This is a genomic window from Streptomyces sp. SAS_272 (genome assembly GCF_052543235.1).
In genome coordinates this window covers 33499-52751 of the sequence record NZ_JBMNDR010000045.1, presented here as the reverse complement: position 1 = coordinate 52751, position 19253 = coordinate 33499, and the positions used below count along the sequence as shown (strand labels likewise).

18 protein-coding genes are annotated in these 19253 nt (G+C 73.7%); 4 read left to right on the top strand and 14 right to left on the bottom strand.

Translation table 11 applies throughout. From position 1 onward, the window contains the following. Nucleotides 1-153: 153 nt before the first annotated feature. Genes ACN6LD_RS24355 through modA form a run of 3 tightly spaced genes read right to left on the bottom strand, consistent with a single transcriptional unit; the run spans nucleotide 154 to nucleotide 2986 of the window. Nucleotides 154-1275, bottom strand: a complete 1122-nt coding sequence (locus ACN6LD_RS24355; RefSeq protein WP_319188589.1) for an ABC transporter ATP-binding protein — start codon at nucleotides 1273-1275, stop codon at nucleotides 154-156. Continuing rightward, nucleotides 1272-2162, bottom strand: coding sequence for a molybdate ABC transporter permease subunit (gene modB, locus ACN6LD_RS24350; protein ID WP_319188591.1), 891 nt, complete (start codon nucleotides 2160-2162; stop codon nucleotides 1272-1274). Before modB ends, ACN6LD_RS24355 begins: the two co-directional genes overlap by 4 nt. Further along, nucleotides 2159-2986 carry a molybdate ABC transporter substrate-binding protein gene (gene modA / locus ACN6LD_RS24345; protein ID WP_319188593.1) on the bottom strand — a complete coding sequence of 276 codons (828 nt, stop codon included), beginning with the start codon at nucleotides 2984-2986 and terminating at the stop codon, nucleotides 2159-2161. Before modA ends, modB begins: the two co-directional genes overlap by 4 nt. A gap of 465 nt (nucleotides 2987-3451) precedes the next feature. On the opposite strand from modA, the gene ACN6LD_RS24340 reads away from it, so the two are divergent. The 3 genes from ACN6LD_RS24340 (at nucleotide 3452) to ACN6LD_RS24330 (ending at nucleotide 5170) form a co-directional block, all read left to right on the top strand. Then, nucleotides 3452-3646 (top strand): ribbon-helix-helix protein, CopG family, encoded by a 195-nt coding sequence (locus ACN6LD_RS24340; RefSeq protein ID WP_445044262.1) that lies wholly within the window; start codon nucleotides 3452-3454, stop codon nucleotides 3644-3646. Further along, on the top strand, nucleotides 3643-4035 hold the full coding sequence (locus tag ACN6LD_RS24335; protein WP_445044261.1) for a type II toxin-antitoxin system death-on-curing family toxin: 393 nt from the start codon (nucleotides 3643-3645) through the stop codon (nucleotides 4033-4035). The genes ACN6LD_RS24340 and ACN6LD_RS24335 overlap by 4 nt, the downstream gene beginning before the upstream one ends. Before the next feature lie 181 nt (nucleotides 4036-4216). After that, nucleotides 4217-5170, top strand: coding sequence for a Ppx/GppA phosphatase family protein (locus ACN6LD_RS24330; protein ID WP_319188597.1), 954 nt, complete (start codon nucleotides 4217-4219; stop codon nucleotides 5168-5170). Nucleotides 5171-5204: 34 nt separating this feature from the next. On the opposite strand, the gene ACN6LD_RS24325 is transcribed toward ACN6LD_RS24330, so the two are convergent. The 4 genes from ACN6LD_RS24325 to ACN6LD_RS24310 form a co-directional block, all read right to left on the bottom strand. Then, entirely contained in the window at nucleotides 5205-5465 is a 261-nt protein-coding gene (locus ACN6LD_RS24325) for an MMPL family transporter (RefSeq protein ID WP_319188599.1), read from the bottom strand. Between the two features lie 98 nt (nucleotides 5466-5563). Further along, nucleotides 5564-6334, bottom strand: a complete 771-nt coding sequence (locus tag ACN6LD_RS24320) for a helix-turn-helix transcriptional regulator (RefSeq protein ID WP_319188601.1) — start codon at nucleotides 6332-6334, stop codon at nucleotides 5564-5566. Between the two features lie 85 nt (nucleotides 6335-6419). Beyond that, nucleotides 6420-7382: an alpha/beta hydrolase gene (locus ACN6LD_RS24315; protein ID WP_445044260.1), complete on the bottom strand. Its 963-nt coding sequence runs from the start codon at nucleotides 7380-7382 to the stop codon at nucleotides 6420-6422. A gap of 200 nt (nucleotides 7383-7582) precedes the next feature. After that, nucleotides 7583-10327: an AAA family ATPase gene (locus ACN6LD_RS24310; RefSeq protein ID WP_319188605.1), complete on the bottom strand. Its 2745-nt coding sequence runs from the start codon at nucleotides 10325-10327 to the stop codon at nucleotides 7583-7585. 414 nt (nucleotides 10328-10741) lie between these two features. Here ACN6LD_RS24310 and ACN6LD_RS24305 point away from each other — a divergent pair, with 414 nt between their 5' ends. Continuing rightward, nucleotides 10742-11476 carry a phosphatase PAP2 family protein gene (locus ACN6LD_RS24305; protein WP_319188607.1) on the top strand — a complete coding sequence of 245 codons (735 nt, stop codon included), beginning with the start codon at nucleotides 10742-10744 and terminating at the stop codon, nucleotides 11474-11476. 57 nt (nucleotides 11477-11533) lie between these two features. Here the strand turns inward: ACN6LD_RS24305 and ACN6LD_RS24300 are convergent, their stop codons facing one another. The 7 genes from ACN6LD_RS24300 to ACN6LD_RS24270 are packed head-to-tail and all read right to left on the bottom strand — an operon-like array spanning nucleotide 11534 to nucleotide 19251. Further along, nucleotides 11534-12868, bottom strand: a complete 1335-nt coding sequence (locus tag ACN6LD_RS24300; RefSeq protein WP_445044259.1) for a glutamate-1-semialdehyde 2,1-aminomutase — start codon at nucleotides 12866-12868, stop codon at nucleotides 11534-11536. 7 nt (nucleotides 12869-12875) lie between these two features. After that, nucleotides 12876-13427 carry a dTDP-4-dehydrorhamnose 3,5-epimerase gene (gene rfbC / locus ACN6LD_RS24295; RefSeq protein ID WP_445044258.1) on the bottom strand — a complete coding sequence of 184 codons (552 nt, stop codon included), beginning with the start codon at nucleotides 13425-13427 and terminating at the stop codon, nucleotides 12876-12878. Beyond that, a complete protein-coding gene (locus tag ACN6LD_RS24290) occupies nucleotides 13424-14698 on the bottom strand; it encodes a polysaccharide pyruvyl transferase family protein (protein WP_445044257.1) in 1275 nt (424 codons plus the stop codon). Before ACN6LD_RS24290 ends, rfbC begins: the two co-directional genes overlap by 4 nt. Further along, nucleotides 14695-15642 carry a glycosyltransferase family 2 protein gene (locus tag ACN6LD_RS24285; RefSeq protein WP_319188615.1) on the bottom strand — a complete coding sequence of 316 codons (948 nt, stop codon included), beginning with the start codon at nucleotides 15640-15642 and terminating at the stop codon, nucleotides 14695-14697. Before ACN6LD_RS24285 ends, ACN6LD_RS24290 begins: the two co-directional genes overlap by 4 nt. Next, entirely contained in the window at nucleotides 15639-16958 is a 1320-nt protein-coding gene (locus ACN6LD_RS24280) for a hypothetical protein (RefSeq protein ID WP_445044256.1), read from the bottom strand. The genes ACN6LD_RS24285 and ACN6LD_RS24280 overlap by 4 nt, the downstream gene beginning before the upstream one ends. Then, on the bottom strand, nucleotides 16955-18238 hold the full coding sequence (locus ACN6LD_RS24275) for a DUF4910 domain-containing protein (protein WP_445044255.1): 1284 nt from the start codon (nucleotides 18236-18238) through the stop codon (nucleotides 16955-16957). Before ACN6LD_RS24275 ends, ACN6LD_RS24280 begins: the two co-directional genes overlap by 4 nt. Further along, nucleotides 18226-19251, bottom strand: a complete 1026-nt coding sequence (locus ACN6LD_RS24270) for an NAD-dependent epimerase/dehydratase family protein (protein WP_319188619.1) — start codon at nucleotides 19249-19251, stop codon at nucleotides 18226-18228. The genes ACN6LD_RS24275 and ACN6LD_RS24270 overlap by 13 nt, the downstream gene beginning before the upstream one ends. Nucleotides 19252-19253 lie beyond the last annotated feature (2 nt).

Sequence of the window (19253 nt, the reverse complement as noted above, 5' to 3'; positions counted from 1 at the left end):
GAACGACCCTGATCCTCCGCGCCCTGCGCCGCCATTCGCCGGACGGCCATGCGCACGCAGGGGGAGAGAGGCGTCCCGTCGGCGGCGGCGGCGTCGACTCCGCCTGAGCCCCGCGCTCCGCCCTACCCCGCAGGCCCTCGGGCCCTCGGGGCCTCAGGCGGGGTACGCGTGTGTCTGGGCCGCCTTGACCGTCGCCCACACCGCGGCCCCCGGATACAGGCCGAGCTCCGCCGCCGCCACCGTCGTGAGGTCGGCGGCGAGCGGGAGCTCGCCGGCCAGGTCGGCGCGGATCTGGTCGCCGTGGGTCTCCAGGCCGACGACCTCGCACCGCCAGAGGTTGCGTGCGCTGGAGCCGGTGGGGCGGTCCCGGTGCAGGGTGACCGCGCTGGGCGGGAAGGCGACGAAGACCGGGCCGGTGAGGTCCTCGGTCGTCGTGATCCCGGTCGTGATCCCGGGCCCGCCGTCGACGCGGACCGAGTGGCCCCGGGCCTCGCCCTGGTAGAGGTTGAGGCCGACGAGACGGGCGATGTAGTCGGTGCGCGGACGGCGGGCTATGTCGGCCGGGGCGCCCTGCTGGACGATGCGGCCGTCCTCGACGACGACGAGGTGGTCGGCCAGGACCATCGCGTCCAGCGGGTCGTGCGTGACGAGCACGGCCACCGCTTCGAACTCGGCCAGGTGGTGCCGGAGTCGGGCGCGGACCTCGAGGCGGGTGCGGGCGTCGAGGGCGGCGAGCGGCTCGTCGAGGAGCAGCAGACGCGGGTGGGTGGCCAGGGCTCGGGCGAGGGCGACGCGTTGCGCCTGGCCGCCGGAGAGCCTGCGGGGCTTGCTTCCGGCGTGGTCGGCGAGGCCCATGCGCTCCAGCCACTTCGCGGCCTGGGCGCGTGCCTGCGCCTTGGTCGCGCCGTGGCAGCGCGGCCCGAAGGCCACGTTGTCGAGGGCCGTGAGGTGGGGGAAGAGCAGGTAGTCCTGGAAGACGACGCCGACCGGCCGGGACTCCGGCGAGGTGCGGTGCAACTCGGCGCCGTCCAGCCGGAGGTGGCCGTCGGTCAGCGGGACGAGACCGGCGAGGGCGCGCAGCGCGGTCGTCTTGCCGGCGCCGTTGGGACCGAGGAGCGCGACGACGTCGCCCGGCGCCGCGGTCAGCGCCACGTCGAGGCGGAAGGAGCCGCGCTCGACCAGCAGCCGGGCGTCGAGTCCTTCTCCCGGGGCGGGCGCACCGACCGGGCCCGGTGCGGGGTGCGCGTCACGTGCGGTCTTCTCGGCGTTGCTCATGAGGCGGTCATCCAGCGGTCGCGCAGCCCGGCCAGCACCGCGATCGAGACGGCCAGCAGGACGAGGCTCAGGGCGATCGCGGCCTCCGGGTCGCTCTGCAACGCCAGGTACACGGCGAGAGGCATGGTCTGGGTGCGGCCGGGGAAGTTGCCGGCGAAGGTGATCGTCGCGCCGAACTCGCCGAGCGCCCGGGCCCACGCCAGCACGGCGCCGGCCGCGACGCCGGGGGCGATGAGCGGCAGCGTGACCCGGCGGAACGCGGTGAAGCGCGACGCGCCGAGCGTCGTGGCCGCCTCCTCGTAGCGCGGGTCGGCGGCCCGCAGAGTGCCCTCGACGCTGATGACGAGGAACGGCATCGCCACGAAGGCTTCGGCGACGACGACCCCGGCGGTGGTGAACGGCAGGGTGATCCCGAACCAGGAGTCCAGCAACCGGCCCATGACCCCGTTGCGGCCCAGCGCCATCAGCAGGGCGACGCCGCCCACCACCGGCGGCAGCACCAGCGGAAGGGTGACCAGCGCGCGCAGCAGGCCGCGCCCCGGGAACTCGACACGCGCCAGCAGCCAGGCCAGCGGCACCCCGAGCACCAGGCTCACCGCGGTCGCCGCGGTCGCGCAGACCAGGGACAGCTGGAGCGCCTGCCACACCTCGGCGCCGGTCAGCAGCTCGGGCATGCTCCGCCAGGGGGCCCGGATCAGCAGCGCGACGAGGGGGAGGGTCAGGAACGCCAGCCCGATCAGCGCGGGCAGGAGAAGGGGCAGCGGGGCGCCGCCGACCCCGCGGCCTCCCGGGGCTCCGCGGACGCGGCGGCGTGGGCCACGCGGCCGACGCGGGCCACCGGTCACAGTGTCCGCGGGGTCGGCCTTGTCCAGGGGCGGGGAGGTCACGGCTGGAGGAACCCGGCCTCGGTCAGGACCCGCCGGCCGTCGGCGGACTGCACCAGCGCGATGAACGCCTTGGCGGCCTCGGCGTTCTTCGAGCCCTTGAGCAGGGTGATCGGGTACTCGTTGACGGCCTGCGCCGACTCGGGGAAGTCCACGCCCTCCACCTTGTCACCCGCGGCCTTCACGTCGGTCCTGTAGACCACCGCGGCGTCGGCCTCCTTCAGGACCACCTTGTTCAGGGCCGACTTGACGTCCTCCTCGTAGGAGACCGGAGTGAGCTCCAGCCTGCTCGCGTCCAGGGCCTTCTGGGCGGCGGCGCCGCACGGCACGGCCTTGTCGCACAGCACGACCTTCAGCGAGGACTTCGTGAGGTCCTTCAGGGAAGCGATCCCGTCCGGGTTGCCGGGCAGGGTGGCGATCTCCAGCCGGTTGCGGACGAAGGCGGCGGGCGTGCCCTCGGCGTCGCCCTTGTCCGTCACGATCGCCATCGTCTTGGGGCTGGCCGAGGCGAAGACGTCGGCGGGGGCGCCGGCGGTGATGCTCGCCGCGAGAGTGTCGCTGCCGCTGAAGCTGAAGGTGACCTTCGTACCGGGGTGGGCCTTCTCGAACGCCTTGCCCAGCGTCGTGAAGCTCTCCTTCAGCGAGGCGGCGGCGAAGACCGTGACCGTGCCGGACAGCTTGTCCGAGGCGGCGGCCGAGGCGGCGGAGCCCGACTTCGCGGACGAGTCGGAGTCGGACGACGCACAGGCGCTCACGGCCAGCAGGGCTGCGGCGCATGCGCCGGTCGCCTGCAGCGTCCGGCGGGTCCGGCGTGCGGAACGGGTCATCACGGGTGAACTCCTTCTGGTCCTGACGGACACATCTACGGCCTCTCGACGAGCACGCCGGTCGACTTGTTCGCGGCCGCCGCCGGAGCGCCGGGCGCCAGTGGACTTCCGCCGTCGACCCGACTCCGTACGGTGCGGCGCCGCCACCGGGCAGGACAGCCGCGTCCCCGATCCGGTAGGTATGCATACGCCGATCATACTTCCGCAGATGCGAGGCAAAAGTCTCCTGTCGCTTCGCATGAGCCGGATCATGGATCCGTTGGCATGGCATGTGCGTTTGTATGGCAGGGCCGGGCCGGCTGCGCTCCGCCCACGCCGTGCCGGCCCGGGCGAAGACCGCCCCCGACTTCGGCCGCGCCCGCGGCCCGCTCGCGCTCCCCCTCGACGACGACCTGCTCGACCGCGGCGGCCTCGAGCGGCCGGTGTCATCCCGCCGCCCAGATACCAGCCAGGTATCATTTCTGTATGGCGATGACACTCCGACTCCCCGACGACCTTGACGCGAAGCTCACCGAGCGGGCTCGCCGGGAGGGCCGCAGCAAGCAGGAACTCGCCATCGAGGCCATCCGCGAAGCCCAGGAGCGGGCCGAGCTGAAGGTCGATGACGTCCTGGCCGAGGTCATGGACAGCGACGCGGAGATCCTGGACTACCTGAAGTGACCGAACTGCGGTACATCCGGATCGACGAGATCCTGACCATCGCCCGCGCAGTCAACGAAACCCGGCACAGCGTGCGGGACATGGGACTTCTGGTGTCGGCCATCGAACGGCCCCGGACCGATGTGTTCGGAGCCGAGCTCTATCCCACGCTGCACGAGAAGGCGGCGGCGCTCCTGCACTCCGTTGCGCGCAATCACGCGCTGATCGATGGCAACAAGCGCACCGCCTGGCTCGCCATGCGTGTCTTCCTGCGGCTCAACGGCCTCAGCGCCGGCGTCGCTCCGCCGCCGGTCGCCACTGCCGGACCGTTCGTCGAGGAAGTCGCGCAGGACGCCATCGACGTACCGGCCGTCGCCGAGCGACTGTCCGTCTGGTTCCCCGTCTCCTGACGCCTGCCACGGCGCCGGGGGAGGCGGGGGAGGCCGGCCGACCGGGACGCTCGGGCGACGCTGCGCGCGGTGACGATATGCTTACCCGTCGGCCCGGCATACCCGTTCTGCCGTCGTCGAGGGGTGTCGGAGGACGGGAGCGGCCGTCGGGTCGAGGGCGGGCCCAGGGGGAGGCGATGGGATGCGGCAGGCAGGCGTGCTCGATGTCGGCTGTCACAGTGCTCTGCTGACGGTGGTGCGGCGGCGTCCGGGTACGGTCCTGGAGCCGGTGTTCTCCCGCAAGGTCCGGCTGAGACTGCACGAGACCCTCGACCACAAGGGGCGTCTGGACAAGGCCGGCATGAAGAGCGTCGAGCGGGCTGTCGCCGAGGCCGTCGCCGACGATCCGCGTCTGCCCGGACCGGACGTGTTCGCGTTCGCGACCTCCGTCATCCGGGACGCGCCCAACCGTGACGAGATCATCGCGCGAGTGGCTCGCGCCACCGGCACCCGCCTGCGCGTGCTGCCCGGCGAGGAGGAGGCGCGGCTCGCCTATGTGGCCGCCCGCCGGTGGGCCGGACCGACGGCCGGGCAGCTGCTGGTCCTGGACATCGGCGGCGGCACCGTGGAGATCGCCTCCGGCACCGGTGACCAGCCCCGCGTCGTCCACTCGCTGCCGCTGGGCGCCCGCAGGATCACCCGGGACCGGCTTCCCGGCGGCTCGGTGGCGTCCCGCCGAGGTCTTGCGGAGGTCCTGCAGCACCTCCGCCGGACGCTGGAAGCCGTCCCCGACCTGCCGCAGGCCGAGCGGGGAGGGCGGGTGCTGGCCTGCTCCAAGACCTTCGAGCAGCTCGCCCGGCTCGCCGCCGCCCAGAGCAGGACACCGCGCACAAGGCGGCGGCTGACGCTGCCCCAACTGCGCACGGCGGTCTCCACGCTGGCCGACGCGGCGCCGTCCCGCCGTGCCGAGCTGCCGGGCATCTCCCGGCACCGCGCCGAGCAGTCCCTGGCCGGGGCCCTGATCGCGCAGGCACTCATGGAAGCCTGCGGGGCCAAGAGCGTCGAGGTCTGCCCCTGGTCCACCCGGGAAGGGCTCCTGCTCGAACACCTCGGCATGGCGCCCGCCCCGGCCCGCCGGCCCCGCCCCGTCGGCTGAGCGCAGCGGGGCGGACCCGGTCCTTCGAAGGCTTTCAGGAGACCCGCTCGGGTTTCCTGGGCTCCCCTTCCGGCGCCTTCTGGAGGCGTGTGCCCTCGACGTCGAGGTCCGGCAGGACGCGGTCGAGCCAGCCGGGGAGAAACCAGGCGTGCCGTCCGGCGAGGGCGAGGACTGCGGGGACCAGGGTCAGGCGGACGGCGAAGGCGTCGACGGCCACGCCGACGGCGAGCGCGAAGGCGATGGGCTTGATCAGGGCGTCGTCGAGCGGGAAGAACCCGGCGAAGACGGTGAACATGATCAGGGCGGCGGCGGTGACGAACCCGGACGCTGCGCCGCGCGCCGTCGATCACGGACCCGCGGGCCGCACCGGTGTGGGGGAGGCGGGGCGTGAGGTCAGAGCACCGAGTTCTGCCACTGCTTCGGCGACAGGCCGTAGGTCTGCCGGAAGACGCGGCTGAAATGGGAGGGGCTGGCGAAGCCCCAGGACTGGGCGACCACGGCCACGCTGCGGCGCTGTCGGCGCAGTTCGAGACGACAGGCGGCGAGGCGGTGCTGTCTGATCCAGGCGCCGACGGTGGTGCCGCTGGTCCGGAAGAGCTTGTGCAGGTACCGCACGGAGATGTGGTGCGCCCGGGCTATCGAATCCGGCGACATGCTGCTGTCCGCGAGGTTCTCCTGGATGTGCGTCCGGACGCGCACCAGCAGATCGTGAGCGGGGTCGGCCGGGTCGCCCGCGCCGTCGGTCTCCCGGATGTCGCTCAGCAGCAGTGCGACCAGGTCGGCGGTGTTCAGGGCGAGTCGCCTGCCGACCGCCGAGTCCCGGGACCGCGATGTCCTCGCGAGGGCCGACAAGAACAGGGAGACGCACTCCGCCAAGCCGCTCCTGCCGCTCACCCGGATCACGGGAGCGCACCGCAGCGCTTCTTCCGGCACGTCGAGGAGGAAGCGCGGCACCCGGAAGAAGGCCACTTCGTCGGCGAGGTCACCGGCGGGCGGGACCGTGCCGAGGACGATGAGGTCGCCCGGGCTCAGCACATGCGGGGAGCCCGGCCGCAGAGGCAGGGTCCGGTCGGACAGGTTGACGCCCAGGTGCAGATGCCTGTCGTCGCCTCCGGCGGGCCAGGGCATGTCCACGAAGGGGCCGGCGTCGTCTCCTGGGGGCATCAGTGTCGTGGTGGCCTTCCTGTGCGGGGCTGCCGCCGAAGGCGGCCTCGGCTCCCACCCTCGCAAAAGGCCCGCTCCGGACGCATCAGTAAGGTGACGGTTCGTCTTCGGCGGGGGCCGACGTCCGGTCGGCGAGAAGCCGTTCGAGGAAGTGGCCGCCCTGCTCGATCGCCGCCACCGTCGGCGGGCTGTCCCGCAGCACGCTCAAGGACACGAAGTCGTGCACGGTCCCCAGGTACCGGGTGGCGGTCACCGGCACCCCGGCCTGCCGCAGCAGCCGGGCGTACTGCTCGCCCTCGTCCCGGACGACGTCGGCCTCCGCCGTGACGATCAGGGCGGGCGGCAGTCCCGCGAGGTCCGCCGCGGTCGCTCGCATCGGCGAGGCCGTCGGCTCGGCGAGCGCGCGCGAGTCGTCGGTGTACTGACCCCAGTACCAGTCCAGAGCCTCACTCGGCAGCAGGTAGCCGGAACCGAACTCGTCCCGCGACGGGGTGGCGGAGTGCGGATCGGTCATCGGGTAGTACAGCAGCTGCGCCCGGATGCGGGGGCCGCCCCGCCGCTTGGCCATCATGGTGAGCGCCGTGGCCATCGTCGCGCCCGTGCAGTCGCCGGCCAGCGCCAGCCTGCCGCCGTCCAGACCCAGGTCGCCGGCCTGCTGCGTCACCGCGGTCAGGAGCGCGTACGACTCCTCCAGCGCGACCGGGTACCGGGCCTCCGGGGTGCGGGTGAACTCGGGCACCACGAAGGCGGCGCCGCTCAGGTCCGACAACTGCTCCGTCAGGCGCGCGTGGGTCCGGGCGTCACCCAGCATCCACCGTCCGCCGTGCAGGTACACGACGACGGGAAGCGGGCCCGCCGGCTTCTTCGGCCGGAACAGCCAGAAGCCGACGAGTCCGCGGGGACCCACCGGCGCCACCCGGAACTCGGCGTCCGGCCCGAAGCCTTCGAACGGGTGACCCTGCATCTCCAGCAGGGCCTGCCGTCCGTCGGCCGGTCCCAGCCGGTGCAGATAGGGCGGGCCGGCGCTCGCGTCGACGAGTCGCTGCACGAGAGGATCGAGAACGACGGCAGGGCGGTCCCGCCCGCCGCGACGTCCTGCGGGTTCGGAGTTCAACGGCGCACGTCCTTCCTCGTCACGATCGGCGGCCCGGCGCCCGCGATACCGTCCTCGGCCACCCGTGGTGACCGCCACGACACCGGGGGAGCGGCCCCGCGGGCGCGGGCCGCCGTGCATCACGGAGCCTTCGATCACAGGTCGTCGAACAGGTCGCGAAGCTGGTTGCGGCTGCTGACCCCCAGTTTCGGATACACGTTGTAGAGATGGGAGCTGACCGTGCGCGGCGAGAGCAACAGCTGCTCCGCTATCTCCCGGTTGCGCAGCCCCCGGGCCGCCAGCCTCACGATGTGGCGCTGCTGGGCGGTCAGTTCGGACAGCGGATCGGCCGCGGCGGGAGCGGTGGCCACACCGCTCGCCCGCAACTCGGCGCGGGCCTCCTCGGCCAGGCCGGACGCGCCGAGCCGGGTGAACGTCTCCAGCGCCGTGGCCAGGAGCGGGCGGGCGTCCAGGGGCCGCCGCCGTCGGCGCAGCCACTGCGCGTAGTGGAGCCGCGCCTGAGCCCGGGCGAGCGGCCACTGATCGCCCACCGGGTTCACCGTGGCGAGCCGGAAGTGGTGTTCGGCGTCCTTCGCCTCGCCGGTCAGCGCGGCGGCGTGGTGCATCAGCAGCGTCATCCGGGTCGTCGGACGTTCCCCGGCCTCGGCGCGCACGACGTCGAGGACGTGCCGTGCCTCCGCCTGGCGATTCGTCCGCTGGGCGGCCGCCGCGAGATCGGCGATCGACCGCGGGGACAGGAAGTAGTGCAGCGCCGTGCCGTCCTCGTCGAACAGAGCGCGGAAGTGCCGGAACGCGGCGTCGAAGTCCCCGGCCGCCAGGGCGGACGTGCCCGCGGCCCGCAGGAGACGCGCATGGGTGGCGCGGTTCTCCGGCAGCGCGACCGTCGTCCACGCCCGGTCCGCCGGCGTGGACCCGGGTTCGCCCCGCAGGGCCCGCAGGATCGCCTGGAACGCCTCGATGTCGATCTGCATGTGCCGCCACTTGTGCACGGCCGCCAGCGCTCCCGACGTCTCCAGATGCCGGTCGGCCTCCGTCCACCGTCCGGTGTCGATCAGCGTCGCGGCCATCGGCATGAGCAAGGGCGCGCCGGAGCCCATGCTGCCGTAGGCGCCGAGCGCGTGGTAGACCCGGCGCAGGGACTCCACGCACAGGTCGGACTCGTCGGCGTACCAGGCCAGCGCGCCGACGCCGAGGCCCCGGGTCGTCTCGGCGATGCCGGGCGACGGCTGTCGCGAGCCCGGCCGTCGGCGGACGCCCCGCAACAACGCTGCCGCGTCGGCCGGGTCGGCCCCCGCCAGGGTCGCGGCCAGCACCGCGTCGGCGGCATCGGTGGTCTTCAGCTCGGCGTAGACGGTGTCCCGGCTCCCGCCCCGCACCCCGCGCAGCAGCGCGGCGATCGGCTGCCTGACCTCGGGCAGGCCCGACTGGGACGCGACCGCGTTGAGCACGCTGGTCAGGGCGAGCACCGTCATGCCGTCCCCGGGCGGGTTCGGCTCCAGCGCGCTCATCAGCACCTGGAAGGCCTCGCGCTGGTGACCGAACAGCGACAGCGCCATGCCCGCGGCGCAGGCCGCCATGCCCAGCAGGTCCCGGTCCTCGGTCAACGCGGTGATCTTGTCGTAGAGTTCGCCGACCCAGGACGGGTCGCCGGCGTTCTGGGCGGCTCGCAGCGCCTTCGCGTAGCGTCGCGCGCGGTCGGCCGTCGCGGGGCTGCACTCGGCGGACCGTTGCAGCGCCTCGCCCGCCGCGAAGAACCCGCCTAGCCCTTCGGCGAGTTCGGCGGTGTCCTCCAGAGCCGCCGCCACGGACTCGTCCTGGCCGACGCAGGCGGCGGCCAGGTGCCACGCGCGCCGCGCCGGGTCGGCGGTGAGGGCGGCCGCCAGGTCCCGGTGCGCCTGCTGCCGGAGATAGGCAGGCGCCGCGTGGTACGAGGCCGCGCGGGCCAGCGGGTGACGGAAGACCACCCGTCCGTCCAGGACGGTCACCAGGCCCGCCTCCTCGGCCGAGGCCCACGCCCAGAGGTCCGGTCCGGCGCCCGCGGCCGACATGATCGTGTCGAGGTCCTCGTACTGCGACGCCGCCGCGTAGAGGATCAGCCGCTGGGTCATCCCCGGCAGGTCGCGCAGGCGGGCGGCGTAGAGCTCCTGGATGCGCTCGGTCTGCGGCAGTCCGCCGCCGGGCAGCACGCCCGCGCCGCCGTCCGACCCCGCGGCGCGGCACAGTTCGATGATGGCCAGCGGGTTCCCGCCGGCCTGCCGCAGCAGCTCGATCCGCGTCCGGCCGGTGGGAACGTGCGGCTGGGCGTCCACGAGTTCGGCCGCGGCCCGTTCGGTCAGCGGCCCCAGCAGCACGGTGGGCAGGGTCTCCGGGACCCCCTCCGGGGGTGTCTGCCCGCGTGCCGCCAACAGCACGTGCACGTCGGCGCCGGTGAGGCGGCGCATCACGAAGCCGAGCACGTCGAGGGAGTCCCGGTCGAAGTGCTGGACGTCGTCGACCGTCAGCAGGACACGTTGCCGGCGTGCGACGCCGGTCAGCAGCGTCAGCACCGCGACGCGCAACAGCATGGGGTCGGACGGACCCTCCGCGGGAGCCACGCCGAACGCCGTCTCGAGCGCCTTGCGCAGATGGTCGGGCAGCGTGGCCGCGTCGGGCAGGACGGGGAGGAGCAACTGGTGCAGGGAGGCGAAGGACTGGCGTGACTCGGCCTCCGTGCCCTGGCACGCCAGCACGAGTGCTCCGCCGTCCCGGGCGTGGTCGACGGCGACCGCGAGCAGCCGCGACTTGCCCGCGCCGGCCTCGCCGAGCAGCATCAGCATCCGCTGTTCGCCACGACCGCCGACACTGAGCAGAAGACGAGCGATCTCGGCCTGCCGTCCCACGGGGGGCGCCGTCGGCCCGGACGGGGGCACACCGCCGCCGCTACTTCGCATGCCTGGCCACGCCGGCCACGCACGCGCGGCGTAAGCCGGGAACACCCCGGAACGGTTCGGCCACGATGATTCCCTCGCCCTCATGTGCAGCGCCCCGGCCGGTCCCGACGCGCGGGGCGGAGCACTCATTTTGTCATCCTTCCAGCGCCGGGCGGTCCGGGCCGCCGCCGGAGCACGGACGCTCGACTGCGGTGTGCGGCACGGCCCGTGGATGTTCCGACCGCCGTGGGACGTGACCGCGTCGTTGGTTAGGGTGGCGGGCAAGGACGGGCTCCCGAGCGGGCCGCGTCGGACACGACGGGGGGTTCGTCGGTGGAGAGTCGGCAAGGGGGACGGGCGGGGCGCGCGGGACGCGTCGGGCCGGTGAACGGCCGGTCGGCGCACGCGGTGCTGCCATTGTCGCTGCGTTCGTCGCTGGGGCCGGTCACGGGGCTCGCCGCGCTGGTGGTCGCCGTCCTCGGGGTGCTGTACGCCGGCGACGGCGAGCCCGGCAGAGTGGACCGGTGGGTCGTCCGGCCGACGGCGGACAGTGTGCGACCGCCGTGGCGGACCGTCGCTCTGGCCCTGGACTTCCTGGGGGAGCCCGTGGGGGCGGCGATGCTGCTCGTGGCCGTCGTGACGGGCTGCCTGCTGCTTCGGCGTCCTCGCTCGGCGGTGCTCGCCGTCGCCGCCGCCGGCCTGACCGTGGGGGCGGCGACGCTGCTCAAGTCCCTGGTGGGACGCACCATCCACGGTGACGACAACCTGTCGTACCCGAGCGGGCACACTGCTTTCGCCACCGCGCTCGCTCTGGTGGCGGCGCTGCTCGCGGCCGGCCGGCTCGGCCTCGGCAGGGCGGCCGGCACCTCACTCGTGCTCACCGCGGCGCTGGTCGCCGGCGCGTCCATGGGCTGGGCGCAGGTCGCCCTGGGCGCGCACTATCCGACCGACGTCCTCGGCGGCTGGTGCACCGCGCTGACGGTGGTTCCGGCGGCGGCGTGGCTGATCGACCGGACGGCCGACCGGTCCGCGGACCGGCCGTCCGACATGCCGGCCGGTCCGCCGGACGACCCGATCGCCGCTCCGCCGGCCGACGCCGGCCGGCCGGATCGTCACTGACCGAGGACGCGGCCACGACACGGCCACGGCGCGCCACGCGTGTCACGCCACGCCGTGTCACGCCCGGCGGCGGAACACCGGCTTCACCGGCCGTCCCGCCATCCAGGGGGTGGGGTCACCGGCGTCCAGGGCCTTGCGGTACACCGCGCACGCCTGGGCCACCACGTCGACGGTGTGATCGATGTCGGCCTCGTCGAGCGCGCTGCTCACCACGAACGACGGGGCCAGCACCCCGCCCGCGAGAAGCCTGCGCAGGAACAGCGTGCGGTACTCCTGCGACGGCCGCCCCTGCTCGTCGAGGGTGGCGAAGACCAGGTTGCTGGCCCGGCCCCGGACGACGAGGTGCTCGCCGACGCCCATGCCGGCCGCGGCGTCGCGGACACCGGCGGCCAGCCGTTCGCCGAGGGCGTGCAGCCGTGCGGTGACGCCCTCCTCCACGTAGGTGGTGAGGACGGCCATCGCGGCGGCCAGGGAGTGCGTCTCGGCGCCGTGCGTGGTGGACAGCAGGAACACCCGCTCGCCCTCGTGGCGCAGCCCGCCGCGCTCCATCAGGTCGCGGCGCCCGGCCAGCGCGGAGACGGCGAACCCGTTGCCCAGCGCCTTGCCGAACGTGGAGAGGTCGGGGACGACGCCGTACAGGCCCTGGGCGCCCGCCTCGGACCAGCGGAATCCGGTGATCATCTCGTCGAAGACCAGGACGCAGCCGTGCCGGTCGGCCAGGTCGCGCAGGCCCTCGAGGTACCCGGGCGGCGGCTCGGAGTGGGTGGCGGGCTCGAGGATCAGACAGGCGACCTCGCCCTGGTGCCGGATGAGCAGCTCCTCGGTGGCGGCCAGGTCGCCGTAGGGGAACGCCACGGTGAGTTCGTTGGTCGCGTCCGGGATGCCGGCGGACATCGGCGTGGTGCCGATGAACCAGTCGTCGGTGGAGAAGAACGGGTGGTCGGCGCAGAGGGCCACCCGCGGGCGGCCGGTCGCGGCGCGGGCGAGGCGTACCGCGGCGGTCGTGGCGTCGGAGCCGTTCTTCGCGAACTTCACCATCTCGGCGGTCGGCACGGTCTCCAGGAAGCGTTCCGCGGCCTCGACCTCCACGACGGAGGGCCGGACGAAGTTGCTGCCGCGGTCGATTTGCCGTCGCACCGCCTCGACCACCCGGGGGTGGGCATGGCCGAGGCTGACCGAGCGCAGGCCGGAGCCGTACTCGATGTACCGGTTGCCGTCGACGTCCCACACATGGGCGCCCTGACCGTGGCTGATGACCGGGGCCAGGTTCTCGGGGTACTGGTCGTCGCCCTTGGCGTAGGTGTGCGCGCCCCCGGGGATCAGGGCGTGCAGTCGCTCGTTCGCCGCCCGCGACCGGGGCAGGAGGAGCTCTCCGGTGTCTTCGGTGTCCACGCCGACCTCAACTCTCCTTGTGCTTCAGGACTTCGGCGAGGCTCGGGGCCTCCCGGTCCCGCTGGGACATCGATGTGACCGGCAGCGGCCAGGGAACGGCCAGCTCCGGGTCGTCGAAGGCGATCGTCACGTCCTCGGCCGGGTCGTGCGGACGGTCGATCCGGTACGAGGTGTCGGCGGTCTCGGTCAGCGCCTGGAAGCCGTGCGCGCACCCCGCCGGGATGTACAGGGTCGTCTGCGTCTCGCCGGACAGCTCGAAGGAGGCCACGTTGCGAAAGGTCGGCGAGTCCGTCCGCAGATCCACGACGACGTCGAAGATCCTCCCGTACGAGCAGCGCACCAGCTTGGCCTCGCCGGCGCCGGAGCGCAGATGCAGACCGCGCAGCACGCCGCCGGCCGAACGGGACAGGCTGTCCTGCACGAAGGCGTACGGGTCGAGGCCCACCGAGCGGAGCACGTCGGCGTCGAAGGTGCGGCAGAAGAAGCCGCGCTCGTCGGCGTACGGCGTCGGCTCGAACAGGTACGCGCCGGAGATCTCCGGTACTTCGATCGCTTTCACGGCGTCTCCTGCCGAGTGTGGGCCTGGGCCTGGGGTCGGTCGCGGTGGTGGTCCTGGTCACGGGTGCGGCCGGTCGCCGGGAACAGCGCCGAGGTCAGGGCCGTGAACTGGTGGTCGAGTCGCCGGGCGGCGGCCCGGTTCCCCTCGACGAGCGTCTCCCGCAGTCGCGCCGATCGTCTCTCCAGCGACCGGAACTGCTCGAGCAGCCGGTCGGCGTCGACCTCGCGCGCCGGATGGCAGTAGTCGCCGAGGCCCATCTGCGCCATGAGCGCGTCGCTCTTCGCCGCATAACTGAGCGCGAGCGTCGGGACGCCGACCCGCAGGGCGCAGACCAGGTTGTGGTAGCGGGTCGCCACCACGGCGTCGGCAGCCGCCGCCTCCTTCATCAGGTCGGCGAGCGAGGCCGTCTCGGCGGCGGTGACCAGCGGCGAGTCCACCGCGTCGAGGATCGCGGCGACCACCGGCGCGTCGCACGCGTCGCCGGTGAGCAGCCGGACCTGCCTGCCGTCCTCGACCAGCGCGCGGACGAAGCGGGTCGTTCCGTCGAGATAGCGCCGGTGGATCTCCTCGGCGCGGTCGCGGTCGTCGTCGCCGCCGTGGAAGTCCATGACGCCGACGCAGACGCGGCCCGGCGGTGCCGAGGGCGCGCCCGCCGGCGGCGCCGGCAGGGCGAACGCGAGGTCCGGGTGGACCTCGTCGCGCGCGGTGTCCACGCCCATCGCCCGCATCGCGTCGCGCGACTGGACGTCCCGGTAGGACCGGTAGGCGGCGAGCCGCGCCGACCGGCGCACCAGCGCCCGGGTCGACCGGTTGGCGATCGGGGCGGCGCCGACGCCGACCAGCGCGACCCGGGCGCCGGACAGCCGGCCGCTCGCGCAGAGCAGGAACAGCGCGTACGGGAAGCCCCACGGCCGCAGTGGCAGCGTGGCCTCCAGGACGCCCATGCCCGGCACGATCACCACGTCGTGCCGGCGCACCCAGGCGGCGGTGCGGAAGGCGTCGACGAGTTTGCCGAGCGCCTTCCCGGCGATCGCGCCCGCCCGCGACGCCGTCCGGTACTCCCCGCGGTACCAGTGCAGCCGCGTCGCGGGGATGCCGTACCGGGCCGTGACGACCTCGGGTCCGCCGCACAGCGCGTCCACGACCGCATCCGGGTGTTCCGCGCGGAGGTATCCGAGCACCGCCTCGAGCGACCCGTCGTTGCCGAGGTTGCCGGAGCCGAGCAGCCCGAACACTCCGACGCGCGCCGCGGGTCCGCCCGCGGACGTCATGCCCGCCTCCCCTCACGGCCGGCGACGAGGGCGTCGACGGAGACGGTGAGCCGGGCCGGATCGACCGGGGCACGGTCCTCGACCCGCTCGCCGGCGCCCGGCCTGACCCGGCTGGTCATCCACGCGGCCAGGTGGCCGAAACACGCGCGCCGGTCGGCCGGGGACAGCGGCGCCCGCCGGATCGCCGAGGCGAAACCCCAGACGTACTCGGCGAGCAGCCGGGGCGTCGGGTGCAACGGGCCCGCCCGGCGCGGGTCCAGGTTGACGCACCGGGAGCGCTTGGAGGGGTTCGCCCGCTCGGCGCGGGTGGGATGGTCGCGGCGGAAGTACAGCAGTTCGGGCACCTGGTGGAAGGGCCCGTGCAGGGTGATCTCGGCGACGAACGTGCGGTCCGCGTGGTGATAGCTGTCGTGCGGCTTCACCCGGCGCAGCATGTCGGCCCGCATCACCCCGTAGAAGTCGTCGCCGCCGGGCTCGAACAGCAGGCTGCGGAAGCGCTCCGGCGCGTGCGGCGAGTCGGTGGCGAGCCCGTACTCGTAGGGGACCTTCACCTGGCCGTCGCCGTCGATGACCGCCTGGCCACTGTGCGCGAGGACCACGTCCGGCCGCTCGTCCAGTGCCTCCACACAGCGCAGCAGCAGGTCCCGGGCGTACAGGTCGTCGTGCGAGGCCCACTTGAACAGCTCGCCGCGGCACTCGGTGAACACGTGGTTGTGGTTGGGCGCGGCGCCGATGTTGCGGGGCAGCCGGATGTACCGGATGCGCGAGTCCTTCGCGGCGTACCGGCGGCAGATGTCCTCGGTCCCGTCGGTCGAGGCGTTGTCGGAGACGACCAGCTCGAAGTCCTCGTAGGTCTGGCCGAGCAGGGCGTCGAACGACTCGGCCAGGTACTCCTCGCCGTTGTACACGGGCAGGCCGATGCTCAGCCGGGGGTGGGCGGTCATGAGGTCCTCACTTCGCGGATGGTGTTCCGGTGGCGCTCGCGCGACGCGGACCGCAGCTGCAGCCACCACACGGCCGAACTGCCGACGGTCGCGGCGGCGACGCCCCAGGCCGAGCCGACCGTGCCGGCCACGGCCGCCCCGCCGAGTCCGCCGCCGACATAGCAGGCGGAGGCGAACAGTTGACAGCGCAGACTGCGCCGGGCCGCGGCGAGCGCGCGCAGTCCGGCGGCCGCGCCGGTGCCGAGGCCGGCGCCGGCGACGCCGAGGGCGGCCGGCACGATGAGCTGCGAGGCGGAGGGCCAGACGTCGCCGAGCACGAACGCGCCGGCCCGGTCCGGCATCAGCAGCAGCGCCGCGCCCCAGAGCAGCGCGGCGGCGGCCTGCCCGCCTCCCAGCAGCAGGCAGAACCTGTTCAGCCGGTGTGGGGCCTGCCGCAGCACGCGTGCCGCCTCCGCGACGGTGACCAGCGACAGACCCATCAGCAGCGCGAGGAACGGGCCGAGCAGGAGCTCCGCGCCCCGGACCGCCCCCACCGCGCCGACGCCGACGATCGCGCCGAGCCCGTACGCCCGCAGCTGGCTCGCGCCGCTGAGGCTGACGTTCTCGACCAGGTACCGGTAGCCGAGGTCGCGCTGCTCGCGCAGCCACTCACGCGTACGGGTCGTCCGGGGCCGGATCCCGGACTGGACGCAGCCGTACCCCGCGGCCACCGCGGCGGACGCGCCCCAGGCGAGCACGAACGCGGCCACGCTGTCCACGCGGGCCGCCACCACCATCGCCGGGACGAGCGCGAGGCCCCACACGAGGTCGTTGACGAACGCTTTGCGCCCGGCGCCGGCGGCGAAGAACGCGAACCGCCAGGCGTCCTGCAGCAGCAGCGCCGGCAGCACCACGCCGAGGCAGACGAACGCGGGCCCCACGCGGCCGCCGAGGCCGAGCCCGACCAGCAGACACACCGCGCCGAGGGCGACGCCGAGGCCGAGCGCGGCGCCCGACGACCGGGCGGCCGCCCCGCGCCAGGTCGTTTCCGGCACGCCGCTGAAGCGCACCACGAGCGGATCGGTGGCGAGCCCGCGGGCGACGTTCAGCACCACGCCGTAGGTCAGCCAGGCCAGGCTGAACACACCGAACGCGGTCAGCCCCAGCGAGCGGGCCACATAGATCCCCACCGCGAAGTTGGTCATGCTGGAGGCCGCCTGGTCGGCCAGTCCCCAGGACAGCCGGCCGACGACGGCCCGCCGGGCGGTCCGCCGGGCGTCCGCGGCCCCGTCCGCCGGTGCCGTCGCCTTCCCCTCCCCGGTGGTCATCGGCGTCATGCCTTGATCAGCTCGGCGTCGTGCAGGGCGCCGGCCGCCGCGGCGACGGTGTCGAACGGCAGCCCCGAGCGCTCGGCGACGTCCAGCAGACTGTGCTCGCCGTCGGAGAGGCTGAGCACCCAGAGCATGGCCATCTGGGCCTCTTTCGCGTCGCTGCGGCCGCCCAGCGAGTCGTACAGCCCACGCCGGCCCAGCTGCGGCTCGCCGTAGGGGCTGAGGTTGACGTACCGCCGGTTGCGGTCGAGGACGGCGAACGCCTCACGGCAGACGGCGAGCGTGTCCTGCATCGCCTCCGGGGAGACGAAGCCGGGGTCGTCCGCCGAGGTGTGGTACTCGGGGTAGCCCGCGTACGGGGTCCGGCTGAGCGAGCCCACGCCGAGGTCGAACCCCGGCGAGCAGAACTGCCGCTCGTCGTAGCCGTAGGGAGTGAACTCCTTGATGTCGTGCGGGCGTTCGGAGGCCGTCAGCACATGACGCAGCACCCGGTCGATCTCCGCGTCGCCGCGCCTGCTCTGCTTGTACGTCAGATGCCCCCGGTCGCCGGCGCACGCCAGCACCAGCCCGTGCTTGACCCGCTGCACCCGGTCCGCGTTGCGGGCCAGCCAGGTGATCGCCCCGATGGTGCCGGGCGCGAAGATGAACCGGTAGGTGTAGTACGGCGTGCGCTCCGCGAGCGACCGGGCCAGGAACGTCGCCACCGCGATGCCGGCCAGGTTGTCGTTGGCCAGCGACGGGTGGCAGACGTGGCAGGAGACGATCACCTCGTCGGCGACCTGCCCGGGGACCACGTGCTCGGCGTAGGTGAGGTGGCCGTCGGCGAGCGTGGAGTCGACGCGGACCTCGTACTCGCCGTCGGGCATCGCGTCCAGGGTCTCCTGGGACAGGCAGAACCCCCACTCCGGCTTGTAGTAGCTGGTGCGGTAGGGCACCCAGGTCGGATGGTCCGGCAGCGTGTGCAGGTGTCCGCGCAGCTCGGCCAGCGGCATGGTCGCCGACACCGGCACGCTGTAGCCGAGCACATGCAGGCTGGACGCGGCGAAGTCGACGACCCGCTTCCCGGCGGCGTCGGCGATGTACGCCTCCCGGATGTTCCACTCCTGCGGCACCGTCCAGTCGAGCACCTGGGTCCCCGTCGGCACCTCGTGCACCTGCAGCGGGACGTACTCGCCGACGATGTCCAGGGTGGCGCGCACACCGTCGCCGGTGATGCTCCGGCACAGCGGGTACAGCCGCTCCACCAGCGCGTGCATCTCCTCGCCGGCCCCCGTCATCGGCGCCACCGCAGGGTGTCGTCGACGGCGCCGGCCTCGGACGCCGCACGCAGCACGGCGAGCCGGGTGAAGCGCTGCTCGAAGGCCTCCCGGGTCAGCCCGTGCTCGCGGTAGGCGTCGGCGAGCTCGAGGGCGCCCCGCTTCACCGTCCACTCGCAGTCGAAGCCGGGCACCGCGGCGCGGAACCGGGAGAAGTCCACCCGGTAGGACCGCGGATCGGCGCCGTTCTCCCCGGTGATCACCACCTTGGAGCCCGCCACCGCCTCGGCCACCTGGTCGGCGATCTCGGCGACCGTGACGTTGTTGGTCTCGCTGCCGATGTTGAACGCCCGGTCGTGCACCGCCTCGCGCGGCGCGACCAGCGCGGCCGCGAAGGCCCGGGCGATGTCGGCGGCGTGCACCAGCGGGCGCCAGGGCGTGCCGTCGGAGAGCACGAGCACCTCGCCGGACAGCAGGGCGTGCCCCACCAGGTTGTTCAGCACGATGTCCGCGCGCAGCCGGGGCGAGAACCCGAAGGCGGTGGCGTTGCGCATGTACACCGGACTGAAGTCGCCGTCGGCGAGCTCGTGCAGGTCGTCCTCCACCCGCACCTTGGACTCCGCGTACGGCGTGACCGGGCGCAGCGGGGCGTCCTCGGCGACCAGGTCGTCACCGCCGGCGGCGCCGTACACCGAGCAGGTCGACGCGTACAGGAAGCGCCGCACCCCGGCCTCGCGGGCCAGCCGGGCCAGCCGCACGGACGCGTGGTGGTTGATGTCGTAGGTGAGGTCCGGCGCCAGCGCCCCCAGCGGGTCGTTGGACAGGGCGGCCAGGTGGATCACCGCGTCCACGCCGGCCACGTGCTCGGCCGTGACGTCGCGCAGGTCCACCCGGCGCCCCGGCGGGTCCGCGGGAGTCGGGCCGAGCACGCAGTCGGCGAACAGGCCGGCGTCGAGACCGACGACCTCGTGCCCGGCGGCCGCGAGCACGGGGGCCATCACGGTTCCCAGATAGCCCTGGTGTCCGGTCAGCAGTACGCGCATGG